At 59.5% G+C, this 24726-nt stretch carries 25 protein-coding genes and 1 pseudogene; 13 read left to right on the plus strand and 13 right to left on the minus strand.

The annotated features are described in order from the left end of the window. Window positions 1-13: 13 nt before the first annotated feature. The gene (locus tag ACRYJK_RS06965; RefSeq protein WP_482666810.1) at window positions 14-511 is read left to right on the plus strand and encodes an Hsp20/alpha crystallin family protein; all 498 of its coding nucleotides are present in this window, start codon (window positions 14-16) and stop codon (window positions 509-511) included. A gap of 88 nt (window positions 512-599) precedes the next feature. Continuing rightward, window positions 600-1289: a hypothetical protein gene (locus ACRYJK_RS06970; RefSeq protein WP_482666811.1), complete on the plus strand. Its 690-nt coding sequence runs from the start codon at window positions 600-602 to the stop codon at window positions 1287-1289. Window positions 1290-1341: 52 nt separating this feature from the next. Here ACRYJK_RS06970 and ACRYJK_RS06975 read toward each other — a convergent pair whose 3' ends face one another. The 5 genes from ACRYJK_RS06975 to ACRYJK_RS06995 form a co-directional block, all read right to left on the minus strand. Next, window positions 1342-3039, minus strand: a complete 1698-nt coding sequence (locus tag ACRYJK_RS06975) for a cation:proton antiporter domain-containing protein (RefSeq protein WP_482666812.1) — start codon at window positions 3037-3039, stop codon at window positions 1342-1344. 18 nt (window positions 3040-3057) lie between these two features. Beyond that, window positions 3058-4494, minus strand: a complete 1437-nt coding sequence (locus ACRYJK_RS06980; protein ID WP_482666813.1) for a phospholipase D-like domain-containing protein — start codon at window positions 4492-4494, stop codon at window positions 3058-3060. After that, window positions 4491-5111 (minus strand): hypothetical protein, encoded by a 621-nt coding sequence (locus ACRYJK_RS06985; RefSeq protein WP_482666814.1) that lies wholly within the window; start codon window positions 5109-5111, stop codon window positions 4491-4493. The genes ACRYJK_RS06980 and ACRYJK_RS06985 overlap by 4 nt, the downstream gene beginning before the upstream one ends. A gap of 1 nt (window position 5112) precedes the next feature. Continuing rightward, window positions 5113-5595 (minus strand): hypothetical protein, encoded by a 483-nt coding sequence (locus ACRYJK_RS06990; RefSeq protein WP_482666815.1) that lies wholly within the window; start codon window positions 5593-5595, stop codon window positions 5113-5115. 329 nt (window positions 5596-5924) lie between these two features. Beyond that, the gene (locus ACRYJK_RS06995; protein ID WP_482667414.1) at window positions 5925-6518 is read right to left on the minus strand and encodes a tyrosine-type recombinase/integrase; all 594 of its coding nucleotides are present in this window, start codon (window positions 6516-6518) and stop codon (window positions 5925-5927) included. Between ACRYJK_RS06995 and ACRYJK_RS07000 the strand changes: the two genes are divergently transcribed. The 9 genes and pseudogenes from ACRYJK_RS07000 (at window position 6485) to ACRYJK_RS07040 (ending at window position 14678) form a co-directional block, all read left to right on the plus strand. Continuing rightward, a complete protein-coding gene (locus tag ACRYJK_RS07000; protein ID WP_482666816.1) occupies window positions 6485-7210 on the plus strand; it encodes an HlyD family secretion protein in 726 nt (241 codons plus the stop codon). The genes ACRYJK_RS06995 and ACRYJK_RS07000 overlap by 34 nt on opposite strands. Before the next feature lie 61 nt (window positions 7211-7271). Further along, window positions 7272-7778: a hypothetical protein gene (locus ACRYJK_RS07005; RefSeq protein WP_482666817.1), complete on the plus strand. Its 507-nt coding sequence runs from the start codon at window positions 7272-7274 to the stop codon at window positions 7776-7778. 1925 nt (window positions 7779-9703) lie between these two features. Then, window positions 9704-10056, plus strand: a pseudogene (locus ACRYJK_RS07010) (cysteine peptidase family C39 domain-containing protein). A gap of 59 nt (window positions 10057-10115) precedes the next feature. Then, complete coding sequence (locus ACRYJK_RS07015) at window positions 10116-10745, plus strand: ribonuclease H-like domain-containing protein (RefSeq protein ID WP_482666818.1); 630 nt, start codon at window positions 10116-10118, stop codon at window positions 10743-10745. 246 nt (window positions 10746-10991) lie between these two features. Continuing rightward, window positions 10992-11363: a hypothetical protein gene (locus tag ACRYJK_RS07020; RefSeq protein ID WP_482666819.1), complete on the plus strand. Its 372-nt coding sequence runs from the start codon at window positions 10992-10994 to the stop codon at window positions 11361-11363. Next, a complete protein-coding gene (locus ACRYJK_RS07025) occupies window positions 11356-12213 on the plus strand; it encodes a 3'-5' exonuclease (RefSeq protein WP_482666820.1) in 858 nt (285 codons plus the stop codon). The genes ACRYJK_RS07020 and ACRYJK_RS07025 overlap by 8 nt, the downstream gene beginning before the upstream one ends. Window positions 12214-12229: 16 nt before the next feature. Further along, window positions 12230-12871, plus strand: a complete 642-nt coding sequence (locus ACRYJK_RS07030) for a hypothetical protein (RefSeq protein WP_482666821.1) — start codon at window positions 12230-12232, stop codon at window positions 12869-12871. Beyond that, window positions 12868-13695: a hypothetical protein gene (locus ACRYJK_RS07035; protein WP_482666822.1), complete on the plus strand. Its 828-nt coding sequence runs from the start codon at window positions 12868-12870 to the stop codon at window positions 13693-13695. The genes ACRYJK_RS07030 and ACRYJK_RS07035 overlap by 4 nt, the downstream gene beginning before the upstream one ends. Further along, complete coding sequence (locus ACRYJK_RS07040; RefSeq protein ID WP_482666823.1) at window positions 13695-14678, plus strand: AAA family ATPase; 984 nt, start codon at window positions 13695-13697, stop codon at window positions 14676-14678. The genes ACRYJK_RS07035 and ACRYJK_RS07040 overlap by 1 nt, the downstream gene beginning before the upstream one ends. Window positions 14679-14899: 221 nt before the next feature. On the opposite strand, the gene ACRYJK_RS07045 is transcribed toward ACRYJK_RS07040, so the two are convergent. The 4 genes from ACRYJK_RS07045 to ACRYJK_RS07060 all read right to left on the minus strand — a co-directional run bounded on the left by ACRYJK_RS07045 (window position 14900) and on the right by ACRYJK_RS07060 (window position 18948). Next, the gene (locus tag ACRYJK_RS07045) at window positions 14900-17107 is read right to left on the minus strand and encodes a TonB-dependent receptor (RefSeq protein WP_482666824.1); all 2208 of its coding nucleotides are present in this window, start codon (window positions 17105-17107) and stop codon (window positions 14900-14902) included. A 328-nt stretch (window positions 17108-17435) separates the two neighbouring features. Next, entirely contained in the window at window positions 17436-18272 is an 837-nt protein-coding gene (locus ACRYJK_RS07050) for a hypothetical protein (RefSeq protein ID WP_482666825.1), read from the minus strand. Between the two features lie 8 nt (window positions 18273-18280). Then, window positions 18281-18676 (minus strand): hypothetical protein, encoded by a 396-nt coding sequence (locus ACRYJK_RS07055; protein ID WP_482666826.1) that lies wholly within the window; start codon window positions 18674-18676, stop codon window positions 18281-18283. 89 nt (window positions 18677-18765) lie between these two features. After that, window positions 18766-18948 carry a hypothetical protein gene (locus tag ACRYJK_RS07060; protein ID WP_482666827.1) on the minus strand — a complete coding sequence of 61 codons (183 nt, stop codon included), beginning with the start codon at window positions 18946-18948 and terminating at the stop codon, window positions 18766-18768. 559 nt (window positions 18949-19507) lie between these two features. Here ACRYJK_RS07060 and ACRYJK_RS07065 point away from each other — a divergent pair. Then, entirely contained in the window at window positions 19508-20878 is a 1371-nt protein-coding gene (locus ACRYJK_RS07065) for a hypothetical protein (protein ID WP_482666828.1), read from the plus strand. On the opposite strand, the gene ACRYJK_RS07070 is transcribed toward ACRYJK_RS07065, so the two are convergent. Further along, on the minus strand, window positions 20869-21561 hold the full coding sequence (locus ACRYJK_RS07070; protein ID WP_482666829.1) for a DUF7002 family protein: 693 nt from the start codon (window positions 21559-21561) through the stop codon (window positions 20869-20871). The genes ACRYJK_RS07065 and ACRYJK_RS07070 overlap by 10 nt on opposite strands. Then, a complete protein-coding gene (locus tag ACRYJK_RS07075) occupies window positions 21558-23147 on the minus strand; it encodes an adenylosuccinate synthetase (protein WP_482666830.1) in 1590 nt (529 codons plus the stop codon). Before ACRYJK_RS07075 ends, ACRYJK_RS07070 begins: the two co-directional genes overlap by 4 nt. Before the next feature lie 186 nt (window positions 23148-23333). Between ACRYJK_RS07075 and ACRYJK_RS07080 the strand changes: the two genes are divergently transcribed. After that, on the plus strand, window positions 23334-23891 hold the full coding sequence (locus tag ACRYJK_RS07080) for an HD domain-containing protein (RefSeq protein ID WP_482666831.1): 558 nt from the start codon (window positions 23334-23336) through the stop codon (window positions 23889-23891). Between the two features lie 96 nt (window positions 23892-23987). On the opposite strand, the gene ACRYJK_RS07085 is transcribed toward ACRYJK_RS07080, so the two are convergent. Both ACRYJK_RS07085 and ACRYJK_RS07090 read right to left on the minus strand, forming a co-directional pair. After that, window positions 23988-24392: a hypothetical protein gene (locus ACRYJK_RS07085; protein WP_482666832.1), complete on the minus strand. Its 405-nt coding sequence runs from the start codon at window positions 24390-24392 to the stop codon at window positions 23988-23990. Beyond that, window positions 24392-24712: a JAB domain-containing protein gene (locus ACRYJK_RS07090; RefSeq protein ID WP_482666833.1), complete on the minus strand. Its 321-nt coding sequence runs from the start codon at window positions 24710-24712 to the stop codon at window positions 24392-24394. The genes ACRYJK_RS07085 and ACRYJK_RS07090 overlap by 1 nt, the downstream gene beginning before the upstream one ends. Between the last annotated feature and the right edge of the window lie 14 nt (window positions 24713-24726).

The raw sequence follows: 24726 nt of genomic DNA on the forward strand, positions 1-24726 counted from the left end.
AGGAGGAGCGATAATGAAGATCAAGGATCTTGTGCCATGGACGCGCTCTGAGAACCCGCGCCAGCCCGTACCGAATGCTGTGCAGGAAGAACCGCATCACTCTCTCAAACGTGACATCAACGCGCTTGTCGATAAATTTGTCGAGAAGATCGGCAACCTCGATTTGCCGTGGCAGGATAATGAAGCCAAATCGGATGTAGTCCAGGCAGGCGATGTAGTCGAAATTTCGATTGAGTTGCCCGGCATGGATTTGGCTGACATCGATCTTTCAATTTCGGGCGACATGCTGGTGGTGAAAGGAGAAAAGAAGGTCGAGCGGCAGGAGGAAAAGCAAGGATACTTCCTCTCAGAGCGGGCCTACGGGCAAATCTATCGCGCCATTCCCCTGCCCCCGGGCCTCGACACCGATGCCGCCAAGGCCGATCTGAAACACGGCGTATTGACCATTTCAATACCGCAGTCGGCCGAAGCGCGATCCTCGATGAAGAAGATTTCGGTCAACAAGGTATAACCTAGTCCGGGCGGGCCTTAGGCCGCCCGGACATACCGCCACCGGCTAAGCACAAGCGCTTTAAATCTGGTCTCGTAATATGATTTGCGTGAAAGAATTGCTCTTGCGCTTCCAGCGACGAGAAAGCACGCAGCATATGTCCGATCGAGAGGATGATCAAACAGTCGACGCGGTTGAAATCCGGGAAGTGGTTGGACTTGTTTACAATCACAACGCTCTTGAAGAAATGGCAACACAACTGGTTGCTGCAGGGGTCGACCGCAATGACATATCCCTCATGGCCGATTGGAATACGGTCATCAAAAAACTCGGCCTGACCTATCCCGATCCGGGCGCGGTCGTCGACAACCCCGAGACTCCGAGGCGACGCCTAACGACCAGGGATGAACATGCCACGGTCACCGGAACCGTTTTTGGAACCTTGATTGCGACCGGTGCCTTAGCAGCCGGAGTACCCATCATAGCTTCAGGAGGTGCAATTCCGCTTGCACTTGCGGCATGTACTGCTGGCAGCGGAATAGGATCGATGTTGGCCAAACTTGTTCGCAAGAATTTGCTGACGCGGGATGATGCCGATGCAATCGAGCACGATATAAATCGCGGCGGCATTGCAGTTTTTGTCAGGGTGGATAACGCGGATGAGGAGCAACGCGCAATCAACATCATGAGGCGCAATGGTACGCATAATGTCCATGCTCATACCATCACATTACGCAAGGAATTGAGCGACCTCTTGCTCGCAAACGTACAGCCCGATCCATGGCTAGCCGACGACTGACACGACAGATAAGGCCTTGCCGCTCATTGTAAATTTGCGCGCAGCGCAGATGTCAAGGATTGTCTACATCATTGGAAGTCAACGCGCGGGAAATTTTCTCGACCTCATCTTTAGGAAGATCGACAGCCGACAATACCAGACGTGCCAAATCCATTCCCAGATATAGCTCCGGGTCTAACTGCAGGATCCGCTGGTCGGTGTGCATCGTCTCATCCCTATTCTGAGATGTGCCGAGCAAGACGATTTTCCCGTGAGCGTTTCCTTCGAGAAACCAGTTCACAATCCGGTTTTGCCTTTGCAAAGACGGTTTCGTTATCACGATTGCATCCGCGACGTTTGCGCGCGCCGCCTCGAGCGTAGCGGTGCGACCCGGGTCGCCGAGAATGACTGGCAGCCCTTCTTCGCGAGCGGTCAAATAAAGTCTCAAATCTGGTTCGATCATCACAAAGTCGAGTTCTGCCAGCCTCACCGCTTTCGCCGCTAATCGCGCAAGGTTGTCCGCGCCGCAGAAAACGATGTGATTGATGGAAGCCCTGACTTCGCGAGCGACTTCCACCTCCTCCCTTTGCGGTAGATTGGTCATTCTGGACTTCCCGCCGCAGAGGTTCCGCGCGATGGTTTCCGAAGATCGGAAAAGAATTGGCCCAAGACCCATCGAAACGACAAGCGCCAGCAGCAGTGGCTGGCCCATTTCGGTCGATATCAGCGAAGCGGTAAGACCTCCGGAAAGGAGCAAAAGTCCGAATTCCCCACCATGCGCCAGAATTACAGCCGTCTGCAGCGCATCACGCGCAGAGGATCCGGATATCTTCAGTGCGATAAAATTCAGCAATGCTTTTGCAGGAAGGAGAACCAATAGCCAGGCAAGGACCGCCAGCGGACTGCTCCCAAGCTGGCTCAGGTCCAGCTGCAAGCCGATCGAGACGAAGAAAATACTGGCGAAAACGTCCCGAAAAGGCCGCAAGTCTTCCTCGATCCGGTGCCGGACATCGCTTTCACCCAAAATAAGTCCCGCTAGGAATGCACCCAGAGCAGCGGAAGCTCCGGCGAGATGGGCGGATTGCGCTGCCATGGCAATAATCGCGAGAGCGGCAAGGACCAGCAGTTCGGAATTGCCGCGCCGATAGATTGCCATCAGCAGGCTGTGGAGTACAGGCCTCGCCAAAACCAGCGCGACTGCGAAGATTGCCAGGACCTTGAGGATTTCGAGCGATATCTCGACCGGACCGGGCTGTCCTCCAGATTGCCAGATCGCGAGCATGGCAAGTAGTGGAATGGCCGCCAAGTCTTGAAAGACCAGCACCGAAATGGCCATACGCCCGTGCCGGGTGGTCAATTCCCCGTGGTCTGCCAACTGCTTTGCCGACAATGCGGTCGAGGACATTGCGACCGACGCACCCAGCAAGATCGCGGGCGCGATTCCCCACCCCAGGCACCAAACGAGGCTTCCCACGGGCAGCCCGACAAGAAACCCCTGCAGCGCGCCAGCCTTTAGTATTTTGCCCTTGTCACTCCAGAATTCGGTAAGCGAAAATTCCAAGCCTACCATGAACAACAGGAGGATAATGCCTGCCTCGGCCATGAAGTCCAGCGCCGGACCATCGGGAAACAATCCGGTGACTGAGGAACCCAGAAGAATACCGACAGCAATATAGCCCAGGATCGTTGGAGCCTGCATGATATGAAACAGCAAGCCGGCCGCCAGGATGGAAACAAAGAGAATCAATACAGAGAAAAAGAGTTCTTCCATTATCGCCTCATGCCAGTTTCAAAGGATCGGCGAAAAGAGCCGCGCAAAGCCATATCGCAGTTTCAAGAAATATGACATGCTGGATAGGTCGGTCGGCCTCACTTTCTTCGACGCAGCTCTGATTCGGGCGAAATCATCACCAAGCTCCAGCGCCAGCCTGCGATCGTAAATTTCCAGGTTGAATTCGAAGTTCAGGCGCAGGCTACGCGCATCCCAGTTGGCCGAGCCGACACACACCCAGGCATCGTCAATTATCATCAGCTTGCCATGATCGAACGGGCCGGGACGCTCATAAATGCAGACGCCGTGTTCGATTATCTGCCAGTAATGCGCTTTAGATGCCCACTGCACGAACGGATGGTCGCTGTTTTGCGGGACCACGATCTCGACCCGAACCCCTCGCAAAGCAGCTGCGCCCAGCGCGGCAATAGTAGGCTGATCAGGCAGGAAATAAGGGGTGCGAATGCAAACCTTTTTCTGAGCGGCATTGATTGCGCCTATAAAAATCCACCGCATCCGGTCCAGCGTTTCGTCAGGTCCGGATTCGATCCCGCGCGCAAGGCTACATCCGTCGGTGATCGGACCGCCCGATTTGCCAGTCCAGAAGCTTTCGTCCAGCTCTTCTTCCTTGCTATCGTTCCAGTCCCGCTCGAAGGTCTCCCGCATTTGCCCGACGACTGGACCCGAAACCTCAAGGTGCAGATCGCGGAAAGCGCTTTCCGGGGCCTTGGGACACCAATAGGGCCTATGGATGTTCATGCCGCCCGTAAAGCCCCGGTACCCGTCAACGATGAGCAGTTTGCGATGATTGCGCAGATGCAACACGTGCAGGCGTGCCGGAATCACAGGGGGATTGAACAGGGCGACATCAATACCGTGAAGCCGCAACGCTCCGTAGGCGTCCGATCTGGATAACCTGGCATAGGCATCATCGATCAGGACCTTGACGCTGACCCCGCGCGACCGCGCTTTCGCGAGCGCGTCGACGAACAGAGCTCCAATCCCCTTGCCCTCGAAGATGTAAGCGGCAAGAGCGATGGAATGCCTAGCTTCCGAAATTGCCTGGAGCATCTGCGGATAGGCGTCTGTACCCCCAAAAAGGGGAATGCAGCGATTTCCGGGCAAGAGCTCTTTGCGTGACACGGTTCCCCCGAAACGCGCAAGACCAGCCAGATGACGCGGCAAACCCCTGCCCGCCGAACCTAGATTCGAAAATTCGCTTTTCGCTGGGCGCGCCGCGCGTAGCCGCGTTGCGTTGCGGTTGACCCGATTTATCCCGAATAGAAGGTAGCAAAGCGAGCCGGCTAGAGGAACAAGAGCAACCGCGAGCAGCCAGATGGTCGCTGACCGCGGATCGCGCTTGTGGATGACCGCGTGGCTGGCGGTGGCAATCGCAGCGATAAACGCGATTCCACCTACCATCCAGCCTAGAGACGAAGTTTCGGCGATATTCATACCTGGCGCGCATCGGTGCCTGACGGCAGCAGCGTCAACCGTTGCTCTGAAAAATTTCTTCCCAAGAGTTGGCACCCGACTCGGCGAGGCGCGCGTCCAGAAGGGCGGATACCTTTTCGAAAATCTTCGATCTCATCGAGCGCGCGGTCGAACACTTCCGAAACCTGCTTTGGTGCGAAGAGATCCTGCTGGCGCAAGACGAACACCCTGCGCCAGAGATTCGGCAGGTCGCGCAGAGCCGCGACCACGCCTGCAACGTGCACCTCATCGAGCGCGTCTTTGGTCTGCGAGCGCTCAACTGGCAGGACATTGGCCAACGTGACATGATCGTCGGGTTGATAGAATTCGTAGAATTCCTCTTCGACCATAGCTTCCGCTTCATCTTCTGCATCTTGCGGCACTTCGTTGTCTACCGGTATGGCCGACATCGAACTCTGCTGAGCGGCGATTTCCGCGTCGATCACCGCGAAGACTTCGCGCAAGGCGGCAATCTGTATTTCCCCTGGATCCATGACCCCATGATCGCTCGCAATGACGCGCATGATGGCTTCGTCAACAATATCGGCGACTTCGGCATAGCCGGTTGGAAGTTTGCTCACGGCACGCAGATAGGCCAATTCACGCCTGGCAGCTGTTTCCAACTTGGGCCGGATTGGGCCGGATTTCGGCCAGTCTCGCCTCTATCAGGCTGCGCTCCCTTTTAGGGCGCTGATCGGCCCCGGCCGTGAGCTTGTGGAGACGCTCGCGCCGCCTGTTGCGGGCGAATTCGGTACCATGGGCCAGTCTTTCCAAATGCCTGCGAGTAGCAGATGTTAGCTTGTCGATGACGTCCCTGGCCAATGAACGTAGATCATCTCCCTTGCTGTGAACGCCCACGGTCTTTCGGCCGGGCAAATGCAAATGCGCCGCCAGGCTGAATGTCGCATCTTTGTCCCGCGAGCGCCCAAGAATAGCTTGGATACGGGTAGCAGATGCTCCGCGTGCACGGAAAATTGGTTGAAGGGCCCCGACAGCCTCCTCCAGCAAAGCCGTGCACACGGTTGCCGCATCCTGTTTCGATGTAGTTTCGTCTGTAACCGACAGGCTGATGAAGATTGCCATGCTCTTTATCCTGCGATGAGGTGTTGTGCACGCTGTGTCCGTCGTCAGAACACTCGGCACAACTCGCGGCGTAGATTGGCGGAGTGCGGGCCTCGTCTCGGGGTTGATGTTATGCGGCGAGCTTGAGGTGTTGCAAGCGTCGATATTCGAAATCGTGAGTATCCCATTGTCTTTTCTCCTAGGCCATCATTGGCCAAGGGAGAGCATCCGAAGAAGGTAAAGATCTGGGCCGGGAGCGGACTGTCGGCTTAGCAGGTTCAGCTACGAGGAAGCGGTCGACCGTCAAACAATCGACCGCCCTCAAGGCCGGACTTATACCTTCGCTTGAGCTAAATCTCTGTCCTTTCGGCAAGCAGCAGCGCATCCTCGATGTCGACACCGAGGTAACGAACGGTGTTCTCGATCTTGGTGTGGCCGAGCAGGATCTGGATGGCGCGGATGTTACCGGTCGCCCGATAGATCATCGCGGCCTTCGTGCGTCTGAGAGAGTGCGTGCCATAGTCCTCTCTGCGCAGACCGATTGCGGTCACCCACTCATCGACGAGGCGGGCATATTGACGTGTGCTCATGTGGCGGGTGTGTTTGACGCGGCTTGGAAAGAGGAACTCGCCGACCGAGCCGCCGCGGTGTTCTAGCCAAGCAAACAGGGTCGCACGAACATCGCTAGTGAGCTCGAACTGGACAGGCTTGCCGGTCTTCTGCTGGACCACCATGGCGCGCGTACGGATGTCTGCACCCGTTACCACATCGCCGATCCGAATCTTGACGAGATCGCAGCCGCGCAACTTGCTGTCCAAGGCCAAGTCGAAAAGCGCTCGGTCGCGTAGCCGCTTCTCCCGGTCCAGGTGGAAGCGGATTGCCCAGATTTGCTTCTGCGTCTGCGACGACGTTGGAGCGGATTGGTCCTGTTCTCGAGCGCGGATTTGTCAGTCAGATCGAATATGACCGGCGTCGCGAAGCTCTGCTGGCTCAGCAGCGTCAACTCGCACAACTTCGGGCCAATGCGGCCGAATTGGCCGCTAAGGAACAACAGAAGGCTGCGGAACTCCGGCGCATCAGGGTTGAGGCGGCAGCAAATGTCGATGCCGCTCGAAACGCCATTCAGAATGTTCGGATTCAGGAGGCGCGCATGTCGTCAGAGCGTGCCTACCAGCTTCGTTCTCCGATAGACGGGCGGGTTACCGCCATCCAAGGCGCGGTCGGGCGGGCGGTTGAGATGCCCCTGCCGCTTATGACCATCGTGCCCACGCAGACAGACCTGAAGGTGAGCCTGTTCGCCCCGAGCCGCGCAATCGGCTTCGTTGAGGAGGGTCAAGAGGTCCGTATCCTGTATGATGCGTTCCCCTACCAGCGGTACGGCAGCGGTGAAGCCACCATCAGACAGGTGTCGCGGACCACAATAGCGCCGGCCGATCTTCAAGCGCCGTTCCGGTTCGACGAACCCGTGTATTATGTGGAAGCGTCCCTCCGGCGACAGACCGTTACCGCGTTCGGCAGAGACCATCATCTGCAACCCGGAATGACGCTTCGCGCGAACATTATTCTAGATCGGTCTTCGTTCGCGGATTGGCTCCTTCGGCCCCTGCGGGCGGTCATGAGGCGATCGGACCCGTGAAAAGGACGTCGGAGCGGACCGCGGTCCCCGTCCTTTTTCAGCGCGCGGTCGGGAGAGTAAAATGCGCAGCTTGACTTTACAGGAACTCGACGTCGTTAGCGGCGGCTACGACGAGAGCGGCGATATCGTCGTTACCGCTTACAGATCTAAAGGCTTGTCCGATTTCGATCGCATGTTGCTGGAGAATGCTCTTCGACAAGAAAGCTACATGGACGACGACCGTTGGTCCGACGGCGGCGGCGGCGGGGTTGCCGGCACGATTGAAGATTTTCTCGAAGACCGCGAAGCAGTCTTCAAAGCTACTGTTAAGGCTCTGATCCCTGGCGATCCGATCACCAAGGAAATCGTCGCTGAAGCCGTCGCCCAAGTTCGCAACTTCTTAATCACGTTGACGTCTCTGGAGACCAAGGCGGCTCTTTCCAACTGGTTCGATCGCAACGTTGAGAAGGTGGCCAACTTAGTCTTTTCAGACTACAACAATCAGACCGGCGGCGTAAGCAACCCGGTCGATTTTTTCCGTGGCCTCTTTGGTCAGCCCGGCGATCCGGCGCCGTTCGACCCTGATTAGGCATTAGGTGAGTAGCGCAACATGGGGGCTGAAAGATCCGTCCTGACCCTCATGTTGCGTTCGCTCCTGTGCGCCGCCTTGACATTTGCAGCTACCGCACACGCGTCGGGGAGCGGTCTGCCTGCGGACGCCCGCGACCCGACGTCGCTCAGACTTATTTTGGACATCGGTTCGGCCACCAGCCTCTCAAGTCAATGTCCGGATCAGCATCTCATCGAGCATGTTTACGCGCGCTTGCTGGATGACATGCTCCGGAGAGAAACTGCATGGTCCTACGAACTTGATGCCACCTCGAGCTTCGACAAAATCTTGTTCGAACTTCGGGTCCGGGTTCCGTCGGGAGGGCAGCCCGTCTTAATGAGGTTGATCGACGAAGCTTTTCGCGCGCAGCCGCCCGATGCACTTATCGCCTACGAAAGTGTTCAAATCGCTTTCGAGGAAAGCGCTCACATTGCAGGCACCACACTTCCCGCGCCACTTCGTCCTCTCGACGACAGTTCGGCCGGCTGTGGAGGATTTCGCAAAGAACTTGCAACGCCCGAGAGGCGCTCAACTTCGCTATCGTCTCGCCTATCGATCTATCAGGTCATGCCCGCCCTCCCCGCCGAGCTCCGGCCATTGCGACGCAGCGTGCCCGTCCAAGGCGCGCCCCCCCCGCCGAACCCCGTTCAACTCGCCCAACCAGCGCATTCTGGTGCCCTGTTGATTTCTTTGCAGACCGGCACCGGCGCGTACGAGCATGCTTATGTTCTCGCCCGACTTGGTCATGCCCTGGCCAGCCACCGAATTCCCGCCACATTCGTGCGTCCGTACGGCATAGGGCGTTTCATCGCTCCAGTTCCACTCGACCTACTCGCGGCGGTCCAGCAAACCTTCGACACGGAACTCCCGACGCCCGTTGAAGTACAGTCCGCGCTTCGGCGAGTTTGCCAAGCTGCCTTGGCTGGCGACCGGACCGACGCTGAGACTTGGGCGACCGCTGGCGCACTTCACCCATATTTCTTCCTTCAGGAGCATGATCCCGCGTGCGAACAGAGTACCGACACACCAATCGGCACTCGGGCGGGGCCAGACAGCGCAATACCGTCATGGCGCATCGAGTCCGTTTCCGCCGCCCTTCTCCTACTTGGACCAACTCTCCGTAGGAGCCTACCAGCAATCAGCCTCCAAATCTGCGAAGTCGGACCGGCCCGCCCCCTAAGCGCGCATGACTGGCGATTGCTGGTTTACGCGCTGCGTGCGCATGCTCGGTTTGACGATGAAAGCGCTCTCGACATCCGCCTAGACCGTAGCGAAGGGCCGTGCGCAGACATCAGTGTAATGATTGCGCCGGCTCACTCCGAAATCGCCCTCCAACGACTCTTGGCATTTGACGGTACGGATACCCGCTTCGCTCGGAGGCTGACATCCGCGCGACGTCTTTGCCGAACTACAAATACTGCCCGTGGTTGCTCCAGCGACGCCGCTCGCCGATTGTTCAAAGTGATCCGTACCAACCAAAATCGGAATGATGAATGAGAAACTGTCCAAACTGCGGGCACCCACTGAACTTGCGCTCCTTTTTTGCTCGTTTGCCTGACTTGCGGCGGCGCTGTGAGTTTTGCAAAACGCGACTTAGCCACCCCGGCATATGGAACTTTATGATATCTTTGATTTACGGCGTTCTGTCGCTCGGGCTATATCTCTCTATCCAGAATAGTCTTCTAGAGACCGCGGTCGTGGCGGTGGTGGGTCTGGCTGTTCTCCACGTGCAAGCTGCTTTTTTGCCACTGCGCGCCGAACCCGATCGAACGACGCGCTAATTTGGACTTTTTGCCTCGCTCGCAGATGCGAAAGCCAAAATGAAGATCTATCCCGACGCATCGCGCCGCACCGAGTTCATCGGTCAGTCGGAAGCTGCCGAGTGCGGCATCGCCTGTCTCGCCATGGTTTCGTCATACCACGGCCTGAAGACAGATTTGGCAGCAATGCGACAGCGCTTCAGCGTGAGCCTAAAGGGGCAACTCTCAAGACCCTGATGCGCATCGCCGAGCAAGTCGGCTTCAACGCGCGGCCCCTCCGGGGGGAGATCGAAGATCTGGGACAGGTGCACCTGCCGGCAGTTCTCCATTGGGATGCAAATCACTTTGTCGTCCTCAGCGAGATCAAAGGACTGGGCGCCAAAAGGTACACGATCCTTGATCCGGCGCATGGGAAAATAAGCCTCAAGCGAGCGAGGCTCAAATCCCTGCAGGAAAACTTCTCACGCATAAACTTCGAAAGAGGGGAAAAAGCGTGACGCCTGATAGATTTTTATCACAACATCTGCTCCGGACTGCGACCAAATTTCTAGGACCTGTGACCGTTCTAGATCTCGAAACCCGCTTCGATCCCCTCTTGGTCGGCCTCACTACCTCGACCAAATCGGCGAACGTCTTCGCTCAGCGGATTGTCAGTTGCGCAATCCTGAAAGCTTGCGAGCCGAGCATCGGGACATGGGAGGTCGACAGCCTCACGTCACACTCCGATCATGAGGAAGACGTTCTCGCGGCGATAGACGCTGCCTTGGCCACACCGACAACGCTCGTGACCTACAACGGCATTCGCCACGACCTGCCTGTCATCAGACGCCGGATCATGCGCTTCCGCCGCTTCGACCTGCAGTACGCCGCGGCCAGTCGGCTCGACCACCTCGATCTCTACGAATGTCCTCCTCTGCCCCCGGGAGGGGTCGCAGGTAGTCTTCAAGACCGGTGCGCTAGCCTCGGCATCGACTCGAAAACTTACTTGGAAGCGGACGAGGACGAGCGGCCGCGAGCAGTGCTGAAAGGTGAGACGGACGTCGTCGCGACATTCGTACTCCTGCTGCATGAGCTAGCCGCACTGCGCGGAGACGGACGCGTCTGGGCCTCAGGCATGGATGCGCTTCGACAAGCCGACCACGGCGCACTACGGAAAAAAGGCCACTTGCGCCGCATCATCGGCTGACGCTCGAGGCGGTGCTTAAGAGGGAAGCTTTTCCTACCCCCCAAAGGCAGGTCCCAACCACGAGCGCAGTGTTGTGATCCCATGCCGCGGTAGGCGGTACACTCGGCGATCGACGCGTCCCAATGTGCCAATCCGAGACGGGTGTCGTTCCAATTGTTCCGGACCTATTGAATCGTTGAACTGACTCGCTAGGTATGTCGGGATCGGTGCCGGAACGGCTGGCGCCACAGTTCGAAAGGCGGAGCGATGCGCGACGTCGAACATAACGGCTCACTTGGCGAGACGCCTTCGGAGACGCGGGTCTGGGCGCTTGACCCCCTCGCCGAGGCATCAGGCGAAACGCTGAGCGTCACGCAGGTCGAACTCGTCCGCGTCGCCATGGTCGCAGCCGAAACCGGCGCGAGGATGCAGCGTGATGGGATCGCGGTTGATCCGATGGACTGGATGATCTCACCGCGCAAACTGTTCGACGGCCGCCCCGCCATCGAAGCCGCGATGAAGCGCGACGGATGCACGGTCGCTCTGCTCCTTCACGGCCTCGGCCTCGACCTCGACGCCGATCCGACCTTCATCAATGAAGTGCTCGCCTCCCGGCGGAGGGCGCCCGGCCATGACTGAGCCGCCGAAAGACGATGTGCGCGAATTGCGCAGGATCGCCCTCCCCCCGGGTCCGACCGCCGTCGGCGCAGCCGACGCCATCGCAGGCGTCGCGGCCGTCATCGATGTCGAGACCACCGGGCTCGATGCAGCAAGCGACAAGATCATCGAATTGGCTGTGCGCCGATTCAAGTTCGACGCGGCGGGCAACATCGTCGAGATCGGGAAGTCGTGGTGCTGGCGCGAAGATCCCGGTGCTCCGCTGGCGGAGGATATCTCTCGCCTGACCGGCATCCGTGACGAAGACCTCGTCGGTCAGATGATCGACACCGAAGCGGCGGTCCGGATCATCGGCTCGGCAGACTTGGTGATCGCGCACAACGCGAGTTTCGATCGGCCGTTGGTCGACCGTCGACTGCCGACCCTCCCGCCGAAGGCCTGGGCCTGCTCGTGTCGCGAGATCGATTGGACGGGCGCCGGCTTCGAAGGACGCTCTCTCGGCTGGCTCTGCGCACAGGCCGGCTGGTTCTACGATGCCCACCGCGCCGATGGCGACGTCGACGCTGTGATCCAGCTGCTGTCGCACCGGCGCAGCGACGGCACGACGTTGCTGTCAGAACTCCTTGCCAATGCTGCTTCGGAAAGCTGGCTGATCGAGGCGATCGGCGCCGACTACGCGGTCAAGGACGTGCTCCGGCATCGTGGTTACCGCTGGGACCCCAAGGCCCAGCACTGGTGGCGCGAGGTGTCCGACAGCGACCGCCTCGCCGAAGAGTATTGGTTGGCGGGCGAAGTCTACGCCCCGGACAAGCGCTCACGCGCTATGGCGCCGCGGATCACTCGCAGAACCGCCCACGAGCGGTATCGCTAGGCGGGAGCAAAGAGAGATGAAAAAGAAGCGCTCCATCGGTTTGACCCGCGCAGCGGTCACGATCCCTCCTCCGATGTCGATCAGCGGCACTGTTATCCTGCCGGCGGCGGTTTTCCGTGTGCCCAGTCGCCGACCGTTCGGTAACGGTCCCTGGCGCGACGAATATGAAAAGATCAGCTGGGTCGACGAGGCGACGGGCCTCAACTGCATCATCCTGCGCCAGCGTGACGGCACGCTGTCCGGCTACGTCGGTATCAGCAGCAAGCATCCGCTGTTCGGCTATGCGCACGAGGCGGTGCCGGACGCCTTCGGGCTGCACGTGCATGGTGGTCTCACCTACTCGTCGCTTTGCGAGGCCATGGCGCCCGAACCGATCTCGGTGTGCCACGTACCAACGAGTCCGGCCAAGCCCCAGCTGCTCCTCGCTCCTCGCTCGGTCGAGGAGGAAGTGTGGTGGTTCGGCTTCGACAGCAATCACGAGACTGACTTGGTGCCGATCACCCCGAAACGTGCCCTGCGTGAGAGCGGCCAAATCTACCGCGATCAGCATTTCGTATATCGGGAGTGTGTAGGGCTGGCAGCAGGACTTGAGGCCATTCGCCGCGGCGCAAAGTTGCTCGGCCTTACCGGTCATGACTGTGAGGGCAACGGGGCATGAAACCTGCGCCCGAAAGTAAGCGTTACGAAGATCGGCGCGATCCGCTGCTGCCGTGGGGCTACTGGTACACCCTTGTCGAATCCGATGATCGGGGCAAACCGTTCGAAGACGAGAACGGCATGCGCTGGGGCTCGTTGCGCGAAGCGCTATGGGAGCAGCGCTTCGGCATGGCGACCGTTAGCCACAGCGAGCTCGATCGACAACTCGAGTTTCTGCTCTCGGTCCTCGTCATCCTCGACCGTCGCAATCCCGACATCGAAGAGAAGGTATACGACATCTTCTCGACTGACTGGCCCGGTCAGGCATTCTACGCCGCATGGATGCATGGGCAGCGCTTGTTGATCACGGTCAACGGGGCTGCGCTTTTGAATTCGCCGCTGACGCCCGAGGCAAAGGCCATCCTCGCGATGTTGGCGATGACAAGGGCACCGGCCGAAGCCCCGGTCGCGATGGGCATGACGTGGATCCGGGCGCGCGGAGGCCGGCAAGGAAAGCAGGATCGCGAGAAGCTGAGAGACCTGCTCCTCCGTCAGGAGCGCTTTGCGGAGCATCTCCCGTATCGATTCATCCGTGGCGAGACTTTGTCCAAGCCGACGATTACGTTGGTTGGGGACCGGCTTGGGCCCAATCTGCCGATGCGCAGGGTGGTCTGGTCGATGATGTTCGGCGACGAGTATTCACGCGACCGCATGTATCTTTGGCTACACGAACGCATCGATCGCTGGGTGAAGTGGGGTGAGATTGCCCACATCCGCGGTGCGCGAGCACTAAGCGAACACCTGCTCGGGCTGGCTTTCTGCGAAGTCGAAATCGAACTCGCCTGATGAGCGCCGTGTCGTGGTCGAAAATCTCGTTACCCGCCGAGCGCGGCCGCAAGGATGGGCTTGGACCCGAGCCGCTCGTGCGGGTTTGCGAGCATATCGAGCCCGATGCGATGACGAGCGTCTATGGCCACGTTTCGCCAGCGGAACATTACAGTTCGTTGCTGAACGAACTGCCGCTGCGCGGCTGGGCGGGCCTCAAGCGCGATGCTGTGGGCACACTGCAGATGATCGCGTCGCTGCGTACGGCGGCGCCCTGGATGGACGCTGCGACTGATAGCTTGGAGCGCCAGATGGAAATCGCCCTCTGGACAGGCCGCCCCTGGGCCGCGTTCAGACCTTTGCTGCTGGTCGGTCCGACAGGCACAGGCAAATCTCACTATGCCAGTCTGGTCGCCGAGTCAGCAGGCTTACCGCTCGTGTTGCTGCCGATAGGTGGAGACAGCGACAATCGTTCGCTTGCCGGCACCGCTCGAGGTTACACGGGAGCACAGCCGGCGCTTCCCATCGTGGCAATGGCCCAGCATCGCACCGCCAATCCGCTGATCGTGCTGGACGAGGTCGAGAAGGTGTCCAGCGACCGCCGTTACGGCAATCCGCACGACACGCTGCTCGGCATGCTTGAGCCGGCTACCTCCCTTCACTGGTACGATCGATGCCTGATGGCACCGGTCGACCTCCGGCACGTGCTGTGGATAGCCACAGCAAATACTTTGTCCGGAGTGCCCGTTCCATTACGTTCGCGGTTTGAAATGGTGCACGTCGAAAGCCCGACAACGGACCAGATGAGAGACCTGCTGCTTAAAATGGAACGCGAAACGCTTCGGGACTGGGGGCTCACTTATATCGACCGTCTCTCAAAGCCGATCGAAGTCGAAAGCCTCCTAGGGGTTCATCAAGCGTCTGGCTCGATCCGATCTGCACAACGCGCACTCCAGTCTTTGCTTGCCGACCGGCTCCGATCGAGCCGTCTGATCATGCAATAACCTGCCGCAGTCTGCGCGCGTAAAGGAACTCCGTTAGTCGACGGCATTGATTTGCCCGCCGGTAGATCTTCAAGTGTGCGAGCCGCGATCCCAACTCGGCCCTCGTGCAGGCCACCGAAGATACGAAACAGGCTCGCCCCCCACAGTAGGGCGCCAACCGCCCGGTGCACGGCACGAGCCGGGCCTGAAACCTACGCGAGCGTGAGCGGATTTTGCGAGCGTCAAAAAGACTTTCGCAAGCTCACTCTCAAAGTCCGGCCGAGAGGATCGAGATAGCCGGATTGATAGATGATCGGTGTCGAGCCGTTTCGATCGGTGACGTGCGGGCGAGTGTTAAAGAGATTGGTGATGCTCAGTCCGATCCTCGTCCCCTTGATCCAACCAGGAGCGCTCGCTCCACCCAGTCGCTCCGCGGGATTTGCGAAAAGGCTGAAATTGACCGTCGTGAAATCAGAAAGCGTGAGGTCGGGGTTCGGACTCGTTGGCGCTGGAGAGAAACTGCGGGCCGCCGCTTTGCTGCGCCAGTCAACCGTCAGCCGAGCGCCGAACCAGGATTGGAAGACCCCGGCTTGGAAGCTGAGCTGATGTCGGGGCGGCACCCCTTGGATGTCGGTTGCGAAGCCCTCGAGAAGATCGAACGTGGGCCCTCCCATCGGCGCCGTGAGTTCGTTCGTGATGTTCCAAGTGTGATACAGAGCGATCGTGTAACGACTGCTCAAACTCTCAATCCGCCGAGCGTCATCGCTTCCTGGGGCGGCCTCAACAACCACTGTCCCAGGAGGTAACGATGCACGCATCGCCGCCTCGCTCGGATAAACCGTCACGTTCGAGTAAAAAGTTCCTTGGGGCGGGGGCGGGCCTTTGGTGAGTTGCCTGCTAAAGCTTATGCCAGAACGGAGGATCCGTTGTCTCGCGCTTCGAGAGTTCACGGGCCTGGCGTCGATTAGCTGCAGCCTGCCTTGGAGATCGCGTAAGAACCGTTCCGGAAAAACAAACTCGAAATCGCTGCTACCCACATTGATGGTCGAAATCGGGAAATCTACTCGTGCATCGACGTAGTTGAGGCTGAGGCCGAGATCGGTCTCACTGAACGGCTTGCTGTAGAGGCCTAGGCTGAACTCCCTCCTGGCCTCGGGACGCAACAGCGAGTTCCCGCCGGATATGCGCGTGACATCGACCGTTTCACCTCGGAGGGGGTCATAGACACGAAGCCCCGGGGTCAGGAGCTGGGGTGCACCCAACTGTTCAACCGACGGAGCGCGCTCTTCACTGGTGAGAGAGGCGTAGATTTTCAGGGCGGCGACCGGCGACCAGTTGAGACCAGCGCCGTAAGTTTCCAAAAGGCCGGCATCCGACAATCGGGCAACAGCAACGTTCGCATTCGCGGAGAGGACGCCCAACCAAGACGGCCGTGCGCGCGTGCCCATTATGGGAACGTCCAAGCTGCCTTGAACCGATACTCTATTCCTCTGCAGCTCGGTCTCCGGACCGTTTTGCGCCAAGACCGATGACCCCAGGAAGTTGAGCGTACTCACCCCGGCACGAAGCGAGAGGGTGGCGGCACCGGCCGGCAGGGTGACGAAGGGCCCACCCAGAACAAAATCCGCATCGACGAGGGTGCTCGTAGAAGCCGCTCGATCAGGAGACGATCGCGTGCCGCCAGCCTGGCTCAGGATCTCGGTTTCCGTCCGGTCGAGGGTTGCAGCCAGGGTCCAGATCCACCTTTCCCTCCGCCCATTCAAAACGACACCAATATGAAAAGCATTGCTGTCAATTTCGCGTTCGAGCGGGCCCTGCGACTGTAAGCCGAACAGGAAGGTGTTCCTGTCGCTTGTGAAACGGGTATTCAGCGTGGCGGACAGATTACTGGATAGCGGCCTCGACAGAGTGCCGTTCAGCGACAGCCGCTGGCTGTCCGGAAGAAGAGTGCGAAAGTCTCCGAGGCCAGGGCTGCCCTCAGGCGATTGCAGATTTCGCTCGCTTTCGAGCAACGCCCCTGCTCCTCGGTAAGTAGCATCGATGTTGAAGCGAGTGTTGTCCCTGATCCGCAAAAAGCCACCGGAGAATTCCGTATCGGTGCGCCCCCCTTCCGTCGGAATAGCCAAGTTGATTTCTCCAGTGCGCCTGGAGAACCGCTCGAAAGTTACAACGTTGACGACCTTCTGGTTGGGGCGATAACCGTAAGCGAGCGCCAGGGCTTCTGGAAACACCTCCATTCGTTCGATCGCCTCGGTCGGGATGCGGGCGATGTCGGCGAAGCTCGATACTCGTTGACCGTTTAACAGCACGATGGGAGGGCTTTCTTCGCCACCCTGTATACTGGTCGCGACCGGCCCCAAGCCTCGAATAAGCGTTCCGATGTCGGTCGCATTATAGGTCCTGATCTCGAAAGGTCTTAACACCCTCTCCGGCGGTATTTTGCCGATCACCGCGCCTCGCTCAGGCCTCCCGGTCACAACGATTTCGCTACCGCCAGCCGCAGGAGGAGACGCCACCGGGGTCGGCCCGGGTTGCGAGGCTTGAGGCCTCCTTTGCGCCGCTGGAGTTCCTTGAGCAGCGGGACTCGACGCAGGCGCCTGTTGCTCCTCTATCACTGGGGCGCTCGGTTCAGGCGCAGCGGCGCAAGCCGTGCAGAGCATGAACTCAGTCATCAGAAATGGAAGAGTTATCATCTCGCGCGTCAGCCCGTCACGATCGAATACTCAGGGGTGGGAGCAAAACAGCAAGGGGGGGCTCCGTGGCCATCGATATCGCCAGCTACCTGGCCACTGCCGGCTGCGCTTCGCTTTCAAACCAGCGCACGAAGTCGGCGTTCATTAGCGCAAGCGAACTCCCCTCCCTGCCGTAGCCAAGACGGTCCGGGAGCCACAGTTCAAGATCTTCACCACGCGTGAAGGCTTGGGCTAGTTCGGCGACGATGCTCGGCCTGCCGGTCTTCTCGGCTAGGAACTCATACAGACAACTCACTGTCGCATAGAACGGCATCGTCTGAGGCGATGAAACAGCGCTACTTGTGAACGCCTGCCCCGCCTCCCTGACAACTGGAGCCTCAAGCTCGGGATGGTCCATCCGCAGCAAGGACGCGAGGCTCAACAGCCGCAGATTTGCGGCGTCCCGCCTCCTGGCGGCACGCTGGTCGGCACCCTCGAACGCGATGGCCGCCATCTCGTCGAGCCAATCGGGGGCGTCCGTTCCGTATCGATTGGCGTGGGTGGACGGAACGAGGTGACGCGCAAACAGATGGTGAGCTATCTCGTGTCGAAGCAGAGAGATGGCAGGGCGCGACTTAAAGCGGCGCGAACCATGAGGGAACGTCCAGGTGTAGGTCACAAGGCCGCCGTCGGTGCCGCCCCAACGAGCGTCGCCGCTGCCCTCTTCGACAATCGCAAACCTCGCGTCTTCGAGCAAGAAGACACTGTCGGCAGCCCGTCGAGCCGCCGCGCCTTCGGTGATCGCTGCGGCGACATCCCGAGGATCGACAGCAACGTAGCCAAAGTCAGCGTCGACTTTCTGGTATCCGGCTGCCAATCCCCCATCGATGGAGAATGCGCCCGCTACCAGCAATGCGATCAGCGGGGCAGACGACAGAGTCACAGCGGATCTTACATGCGACGAAGTGTCTGCGGCAGGGCACTGCCGTCCGGCAACGTAATAATGCCCGTCAGCGTGTTCCTGTCCGATCCACGCTCGAGAGAGAAAACGAGATTGGGCCGCGACATATGCCTAAACGTGACTGCAGCCTCGGTGATCTCAACATCGTTGAGCGGATACAGTGAACCGTCTCTCTTTGAGACGAACCACCCACGCCATGCACCGTTCTCGACGTGAAAACGGAAACGAAGAGAGCCTTCGCCAAAGGGCGCCTCCCAGTCGCCTTCGAGACCATGTCCCTCGTTCGCAGGGGCAGTGGCAGAAACGGCAGGAGCACTCGCGGCCGATGGGGATGAACCCGCACCAATCAGCGACAGCCCAGCGATTATGAAGGTCTTGATCTTCATCTCTTCTTCCTACCGCTCTTTGCCAACTTCGCCCCGTCAGGAGGTGACGGGCGTCAAACCTTCGCAGCGCCCGTCACCCAGTTCAAGTGTTACCGGCTTCCGTCACTGTTGATCGTGCAACGAGTGGTCGACTCACCGCTGCCGTCCGGGTTCAGAATTTCAACGGTCACGCAGACCGATTGACGGACACCCTCGGTCGTTGAGGCTGCATTGGCCGAGAAGGGAACCGAGAGAGCCATCAGAGCAGAAGCTGCCAATCCGAACTTGATCATAACATCCTCCCTTTTTAGGGGCGTATTCGCGTGTTCGAATACGTTGAGCAGTCCACATCCGTTTTGAACGAGCAGCAACCTCAATTCGGTCCGAAACGAACTCAACATATGGGCATGGCTGACAGGAATGCGCTGATCCACTAACGCCGGTCGAACTGTTCGCGGAGGTCGCAGCGCAGAGCCCCGGACTTAGCGTCTGCTCACGCATTCGGTCGGCGGCGGCCGCTGTAACCAGATTAGCGCGTGGGGTTATGCGCACAGAGCCCGGGCGCCATTGGGGATGTGAGCCTGTCAGCCGCGACATCGAGGCCATCGCAGACATGGTGTGTTTTGTCGAGACCCTGACCGATGCACTCCATCGGCATCCGCTCACCTAGCGGAAAACCCGTCAGAGGCAGAGGCTAGGAAATGCGGCTTCCCCAGCTTGGTTCGCTTGATGACGCGAACGCCGATTTGTCACGGGTGCGGCCGGGATCTGCTAGGCACCCAACATACGCGGTTCACCCACATTTGAACGCCATTTGACGCCTAGGCGGAGCAGCGCCAGTAGCGAGGAACCATGCTACATAAAGATGAAGTGCTCGACCGGCTTGCCGATCGGGGGAATGTCGCACAGTTTGTGGCGTTCCGCCCTACAGACAGGAAGTTGCCGAAACAGACTTTCGCCCGCATCCGCGGCCATTCCCCAAACGATCGCTTTTTGAACCCTCGCCAAGCGATCGACGCGCTCCTCACCGCGAGTAGCGAAGGCCGGGTCAACGTGCGGAGCTACCTGCCAGACGATCCCCGCAGCAAGGATTTTGTCTACGGCTTGGGGACAACCGACGATGCAGTCGATACCCTCATCAGCCTAACCAGCGCAGGTCTCCACACCATCGTCAACGAGACCATCGACGTGTGCGACGGCGGCGTCTCGGGCGTCGTGCAAGGCGGGACGATCGAATTCACCCCCGACGACACGCCCCGGGGTGTCGAAAAGCCTGGAATCGCATCGTTGCCGTTCGATCAAGGCCTTAAGTTGCTTGAGATGGTCTACGGCTTTGCTCCCGAACTCGCCTCGGCCGAAGGTGACCGAACTGAGTTTAGCATCCATCCAAAAGCTCGCGGCTGGCGTCACTCTCACACCATTCTATGGGAGCATGAAAGCGGACTTGTCTCTGCGCCCCACACCGCCCTGCGGTGGCCCAACCGGTTCAGCCGCATGATCGGCGACAAAGCCTTCGGCCTGATGATGGCGGATCACCTGAGGGTACCGGTTCCCCGCACGCTCGTCATACCCCGTCGCATCGCACCGTTCCGGTTCGGTCGCCAAACCGGTTGCGGGGAAATATGGACGCGAACCTGCCCAACGGAGCCTCAACCCGGCCTCTACACGACCGTCAAAGGCTGGATCGATCCGTTCGCACTACTTCAAGCCGAGGATCCGACGAAGGAATGCTTGGCCTCCGTACTGTGCCAGGACGCAGTGCCAGCCCTCTATAGCGGCGCGGCCATCGTAAACGAGCTCGGGAAGCTGACGATTGAGGGCCGGTCCGGTGAAGGGGATCGGCTCATGCTCGGGCTGGACCGCCCGGAGCAACTTCCCGAAAAAGTCTTGGATGACGTTCGCGCAGTCCACGCTCGGCTCACGGAACCACTCGGGCCCGTGCGGTTGGAGTGGGTGCACGACGGCGCTCGGGTCTGGGTTGTGCAACTCCATCTCGGCGCCACCAAGAGCGATGGCGTCACCGTCGTACCCGGCGAAGCAGAACGGTGGGTAGAGATCCCAGTCGAACTCGGACTTGCCAATCTGCGTGCCACCCTGAGCTGTCTCGAGCCCGGCGACGGCGCACTACTTGTCGGCGATGTCGGGATGACCAGCCACATTGCCGACCTCGTTCGTAAAGCTGGCCTACCAGCCCGCCTAACGCACCAGTCCTCTCAGGGCTGATCCTCCGGCCCAGCGTCATCGCTGAGCCAAAGCTCCTCCAGGACGTCGGAGTTGCGAACCCGATGAACTGCTCGAACATGCGTCGCCACATCCGGGACGGCGCGTTCGACCAGCAACTCGACAACATTGTTTGCGGGCCCGCGGGTGGCGGACCGCTCGGTGAATGGAAAGTCCGAGATGCGCTTGAAGGTCGCGGCGCCGCGTGACTGCGGCTTGAACAGGGTGCTGCCGCTGTTGATGGGACTCAGCCAGATTCGGTCCCGGTGTGCCGCCACCAACCCGCGCGTGTCGATCGTTAGCACCGTCTGGGGTCGGTCGCGATAAGCTCGCGCCCTGAGGAGGGTCCAAATGCGCTCACGCGACAGCCAGAAGAAACTGCGGGAGTTGAGCAACGCGTACCAATCGGCTGGCGTCACACCAGGCTCAAGACAGCCGATCAAGGCGCCGTCGCTCATTGGCTTTTGATCACGCAAGACTGCGCCAGGCAGGCCGATACGATGCAAGGCAACGGACTGGGGCCGGCGTTGTCGCAACAACGCATCCCGCCGGGCACCTGTGACGCCGTAAGTGTCCACCAATGCCTCGGCGCTCATCAGTCCGTGGTCGCGGATAGCAGGCCACGCGCCGTCGTGAGCCATATGCCAGAGGCGTGGATACGTCTCGACCAGCTCATCTTCGGTCATTGCCAGTCTCCTCGCTCCAATACGCCATCCGCCGCAAAAGCTTTGGATACAAGACCCACTTTTAAACCGGTGACGGCCTCGACGCGCCGTATGAAGTTCAACGCTTCAGGACTGAGACTCGCAAAGTCGCGCGCTCCACGATTTGCAGCGCCGAGATAGTCGACGAACGTTAGCGCTATCATCGTCGCCCCATTAAGCTCGGTAGCACGCCTCAGCTGACCCCAATCAAAATCGGCGATCCTGCGCAGGCGACCGGATACCGTGCCCTTCTCGGCTTCTTTCAACTCGTTTTCCGGAATGCCCGATCTGTTAGAAACCTCCTCCCACGTAATCTCATTGCCCATGTAGCCCGACGTTCCACCGACCCGGATTGGCAGCGTGCGGACGACCATAATCACATCACGAACCCGCAGGTGCGAGATGCCCGCATCGGACAAGCAGCCCGATGAGGACGTTTCCCTGGATGTCACCCATGGATATGGCCCATGGTGGATGCTGAGCGCAGTGCCCTGAGTTCCCTCGACAAGAACACGCCCTCCATCGCGGTACACGCTGTCTAAGACCTCCCGGACGTCGCTGACGTAGTCAGCCAGTTCAGGAACATCTCGCGCCAGTCTGACCGGCGGACCGAACATTGCACCTTTTCCGCGATTGGCGATCTTGCGTGCCGCCGCCGCTCCCACGCCTTGCTTGGTCGTGGCGATCGAGGCGAGCTCTTCCTCCGCCCGCCGATCTGCATCGTCGATCACCATGGCCTGCGGGTCGATCGATAGACGACGATTGGTCAGAGCGTGGTCAATAATCTCTTTGAGTAGCGTCGGCAGCCAGAGCGTCGAGCCGGCGGCAATTAGTATCTTGGCGTCTGGGTTTGAGCCTGTACCCGACGGGAGTTGCACAAATTTGTACGGCGGATCGAACACGCGATGGCCGGCATTGGGTCCGCCGATCCGCACCAGCGCCGCATAATCGTTCGCAATCGCCGCGCAGATATTGCCCTTACCCTCGCTGCCATATTGGCCGCCTACTACAACGTCTACGAGCCGCTCGATCGGTGGGATATCACGACTGAGAATCGCCATGACCGTTACCGCAAGCGTTTCCGCACAGGAATAATCAGTCTCGAGAACGACGTCGGCGACGTCGGCGAGCTCGTGAACCTTGGCCTCCGTGCCGTGCGCTCGCGCTTGTGCGTAGCTTGAGAATTCTCGCAACGACGTCTGCCTGCCCGCATAGCGGCGCTCGAGCTCCTCCGCTTCAGCCCGGAGATGCACATGGAAAACACAATCGCCCCATCGATCGCGCAGCGATTGAATTTGCTCAATGGTTCGCGCTGCATCGAAAAGCAGCACGTCAGCGGCCTTCGAACCTAGGGCGCTCTCTACAACCTCGAGGACCCACCGACCGTTGGTCTCGTCATCGAGACGGGCACCGGAGTCCTGAAGCCACGCGCGCTCATCCTTCGCCCCTTCTCGCTGCAGCAGCCACGCCCTCGTCGACACCCTTGTCACGTCGAAGAGTTTCTGCAGCGCATCAGCGAAGGACGATTTGCCGACGCCGATCGGCCCAGACAGCACTAAAATTTGCAAATCGCCCCTCCCAGGTGGCCGGCCTTGACAAAGGCTCGGGACCATAAGCCCCGCCACCCGGTGCGCGAACAAAACTGTGTCCAAATAGAACTCAAATCAGGTGTGGATAAGCCTGTGGATGCTTCGCTGGGATCGCCCTGGCGAGGTTGGCCTCGCCCTAAGAACGTGAAATGAAGGAGGATGAACATGTACCAGCGCGTGGTAGCCGTTAATGTGGCAAGGGGGCCGACGATCACGCTTGCCAGCGGCAAGCTGTTCGACTTCCTCGACCCACACGGCAGCGATTTTGACATCGACGACATCGCCCACGGTCTGGCGCATGTGTGCCGCTACGCGGGGCAGTGCCGGGCATTCTACTCCGTTGCCGAACACAGCATGCTCGTCGCCGATACAGTAGATGAATTCGCCTATGAGGCGCTGCTGCACGACGCCGCCGAAGCGTTCATCGGCGACGTTACTCGACCACTCAAACAACTGCTGCCCGAGTACAAACGCATCGAAGCAGCTGTCGAAAACGCGATCATCGAACGTTTCGGCATGGATCGACGCTACAGAGAAATCGTCAAACAGGCCGACCTCAGGGTACTTGCCGCAGAACAGGCTCAAATCATGGCGGCTGGGTGCGCGGACTGGGCGGCAAGCGGGGGGATCGAGCCCGCGCCCATCACCGTCCGACATCTGTCGCCCGCCGCGGCCAAACGCGCGTTTCTGGCACGCTATCGAGGCTATCTTGCCACGCGGTGATAGCGCCAGCATGCGACCGACGAACGCATCACACGATCGCTCCCTCTCGAACGGCCTGCACTCTGCTAACGCATGATCACGCCATAAGGCGGCGCTTCAGCCGAACCGGCGAGAAATGCCCGAGCCCACTTCGTTTAGCACGTCGACGATAGACGCAGCCGTTTCCTCAGAGAGCTCGACGAACACTCGCCGCCGGTCGGCGCAGTCATGCACCCGTTGCACCATACCGCGACATTCGAGATCGCGCAGATAACGCAACGCCGTTGTTGTAGGGACCAGCGAAGCCAGGCACGCACTCGACACACTGGTTTGGCAACCGCGCCGCTCGCGCACGAATAGATCTAGCAGAATATTCCAGCTACCATCAACGAACTCTCCCTCAAAAAGCCGTTCGGCCACGAGAAGCCGAAGCTTTAGAAGGAAAACTGCCACCTCATGCGCGGCGACTTGCGTGGTCTCGACAGCCCCGTGTCTCGCCGCCTGATCGGTACGGTTCTGCATCACAGGAATCCATCGGCAGCCATGCTGCTCCACTCTCCGCGAGCAACAATAATATGATCGACAAGCCGGATACCGGCCGCGCGCAGAATAACTTCGCTGGCTATTGTCGACGAGATGTCAGCGAGCGAAGCTCGGGCGTCGCCCGACGGGTGATTGTGCACGAAGATGATGGTCGCTGATCCGCACAGGACAGCATGGCGCACAAGGCCTCCGACCCGCGCGCGCACACCACTCACTCCGCCATCGGAGTAAGCGCTGGCGGACAGCAGTCGCATGTCGGCATCCGCGTACAACACAACGAAGCGCTCTGATCGATCCACATCGTCCCACCTGG

The organism is Sphingomonas sp. BLHR8, from assembly GCF_056821725.1.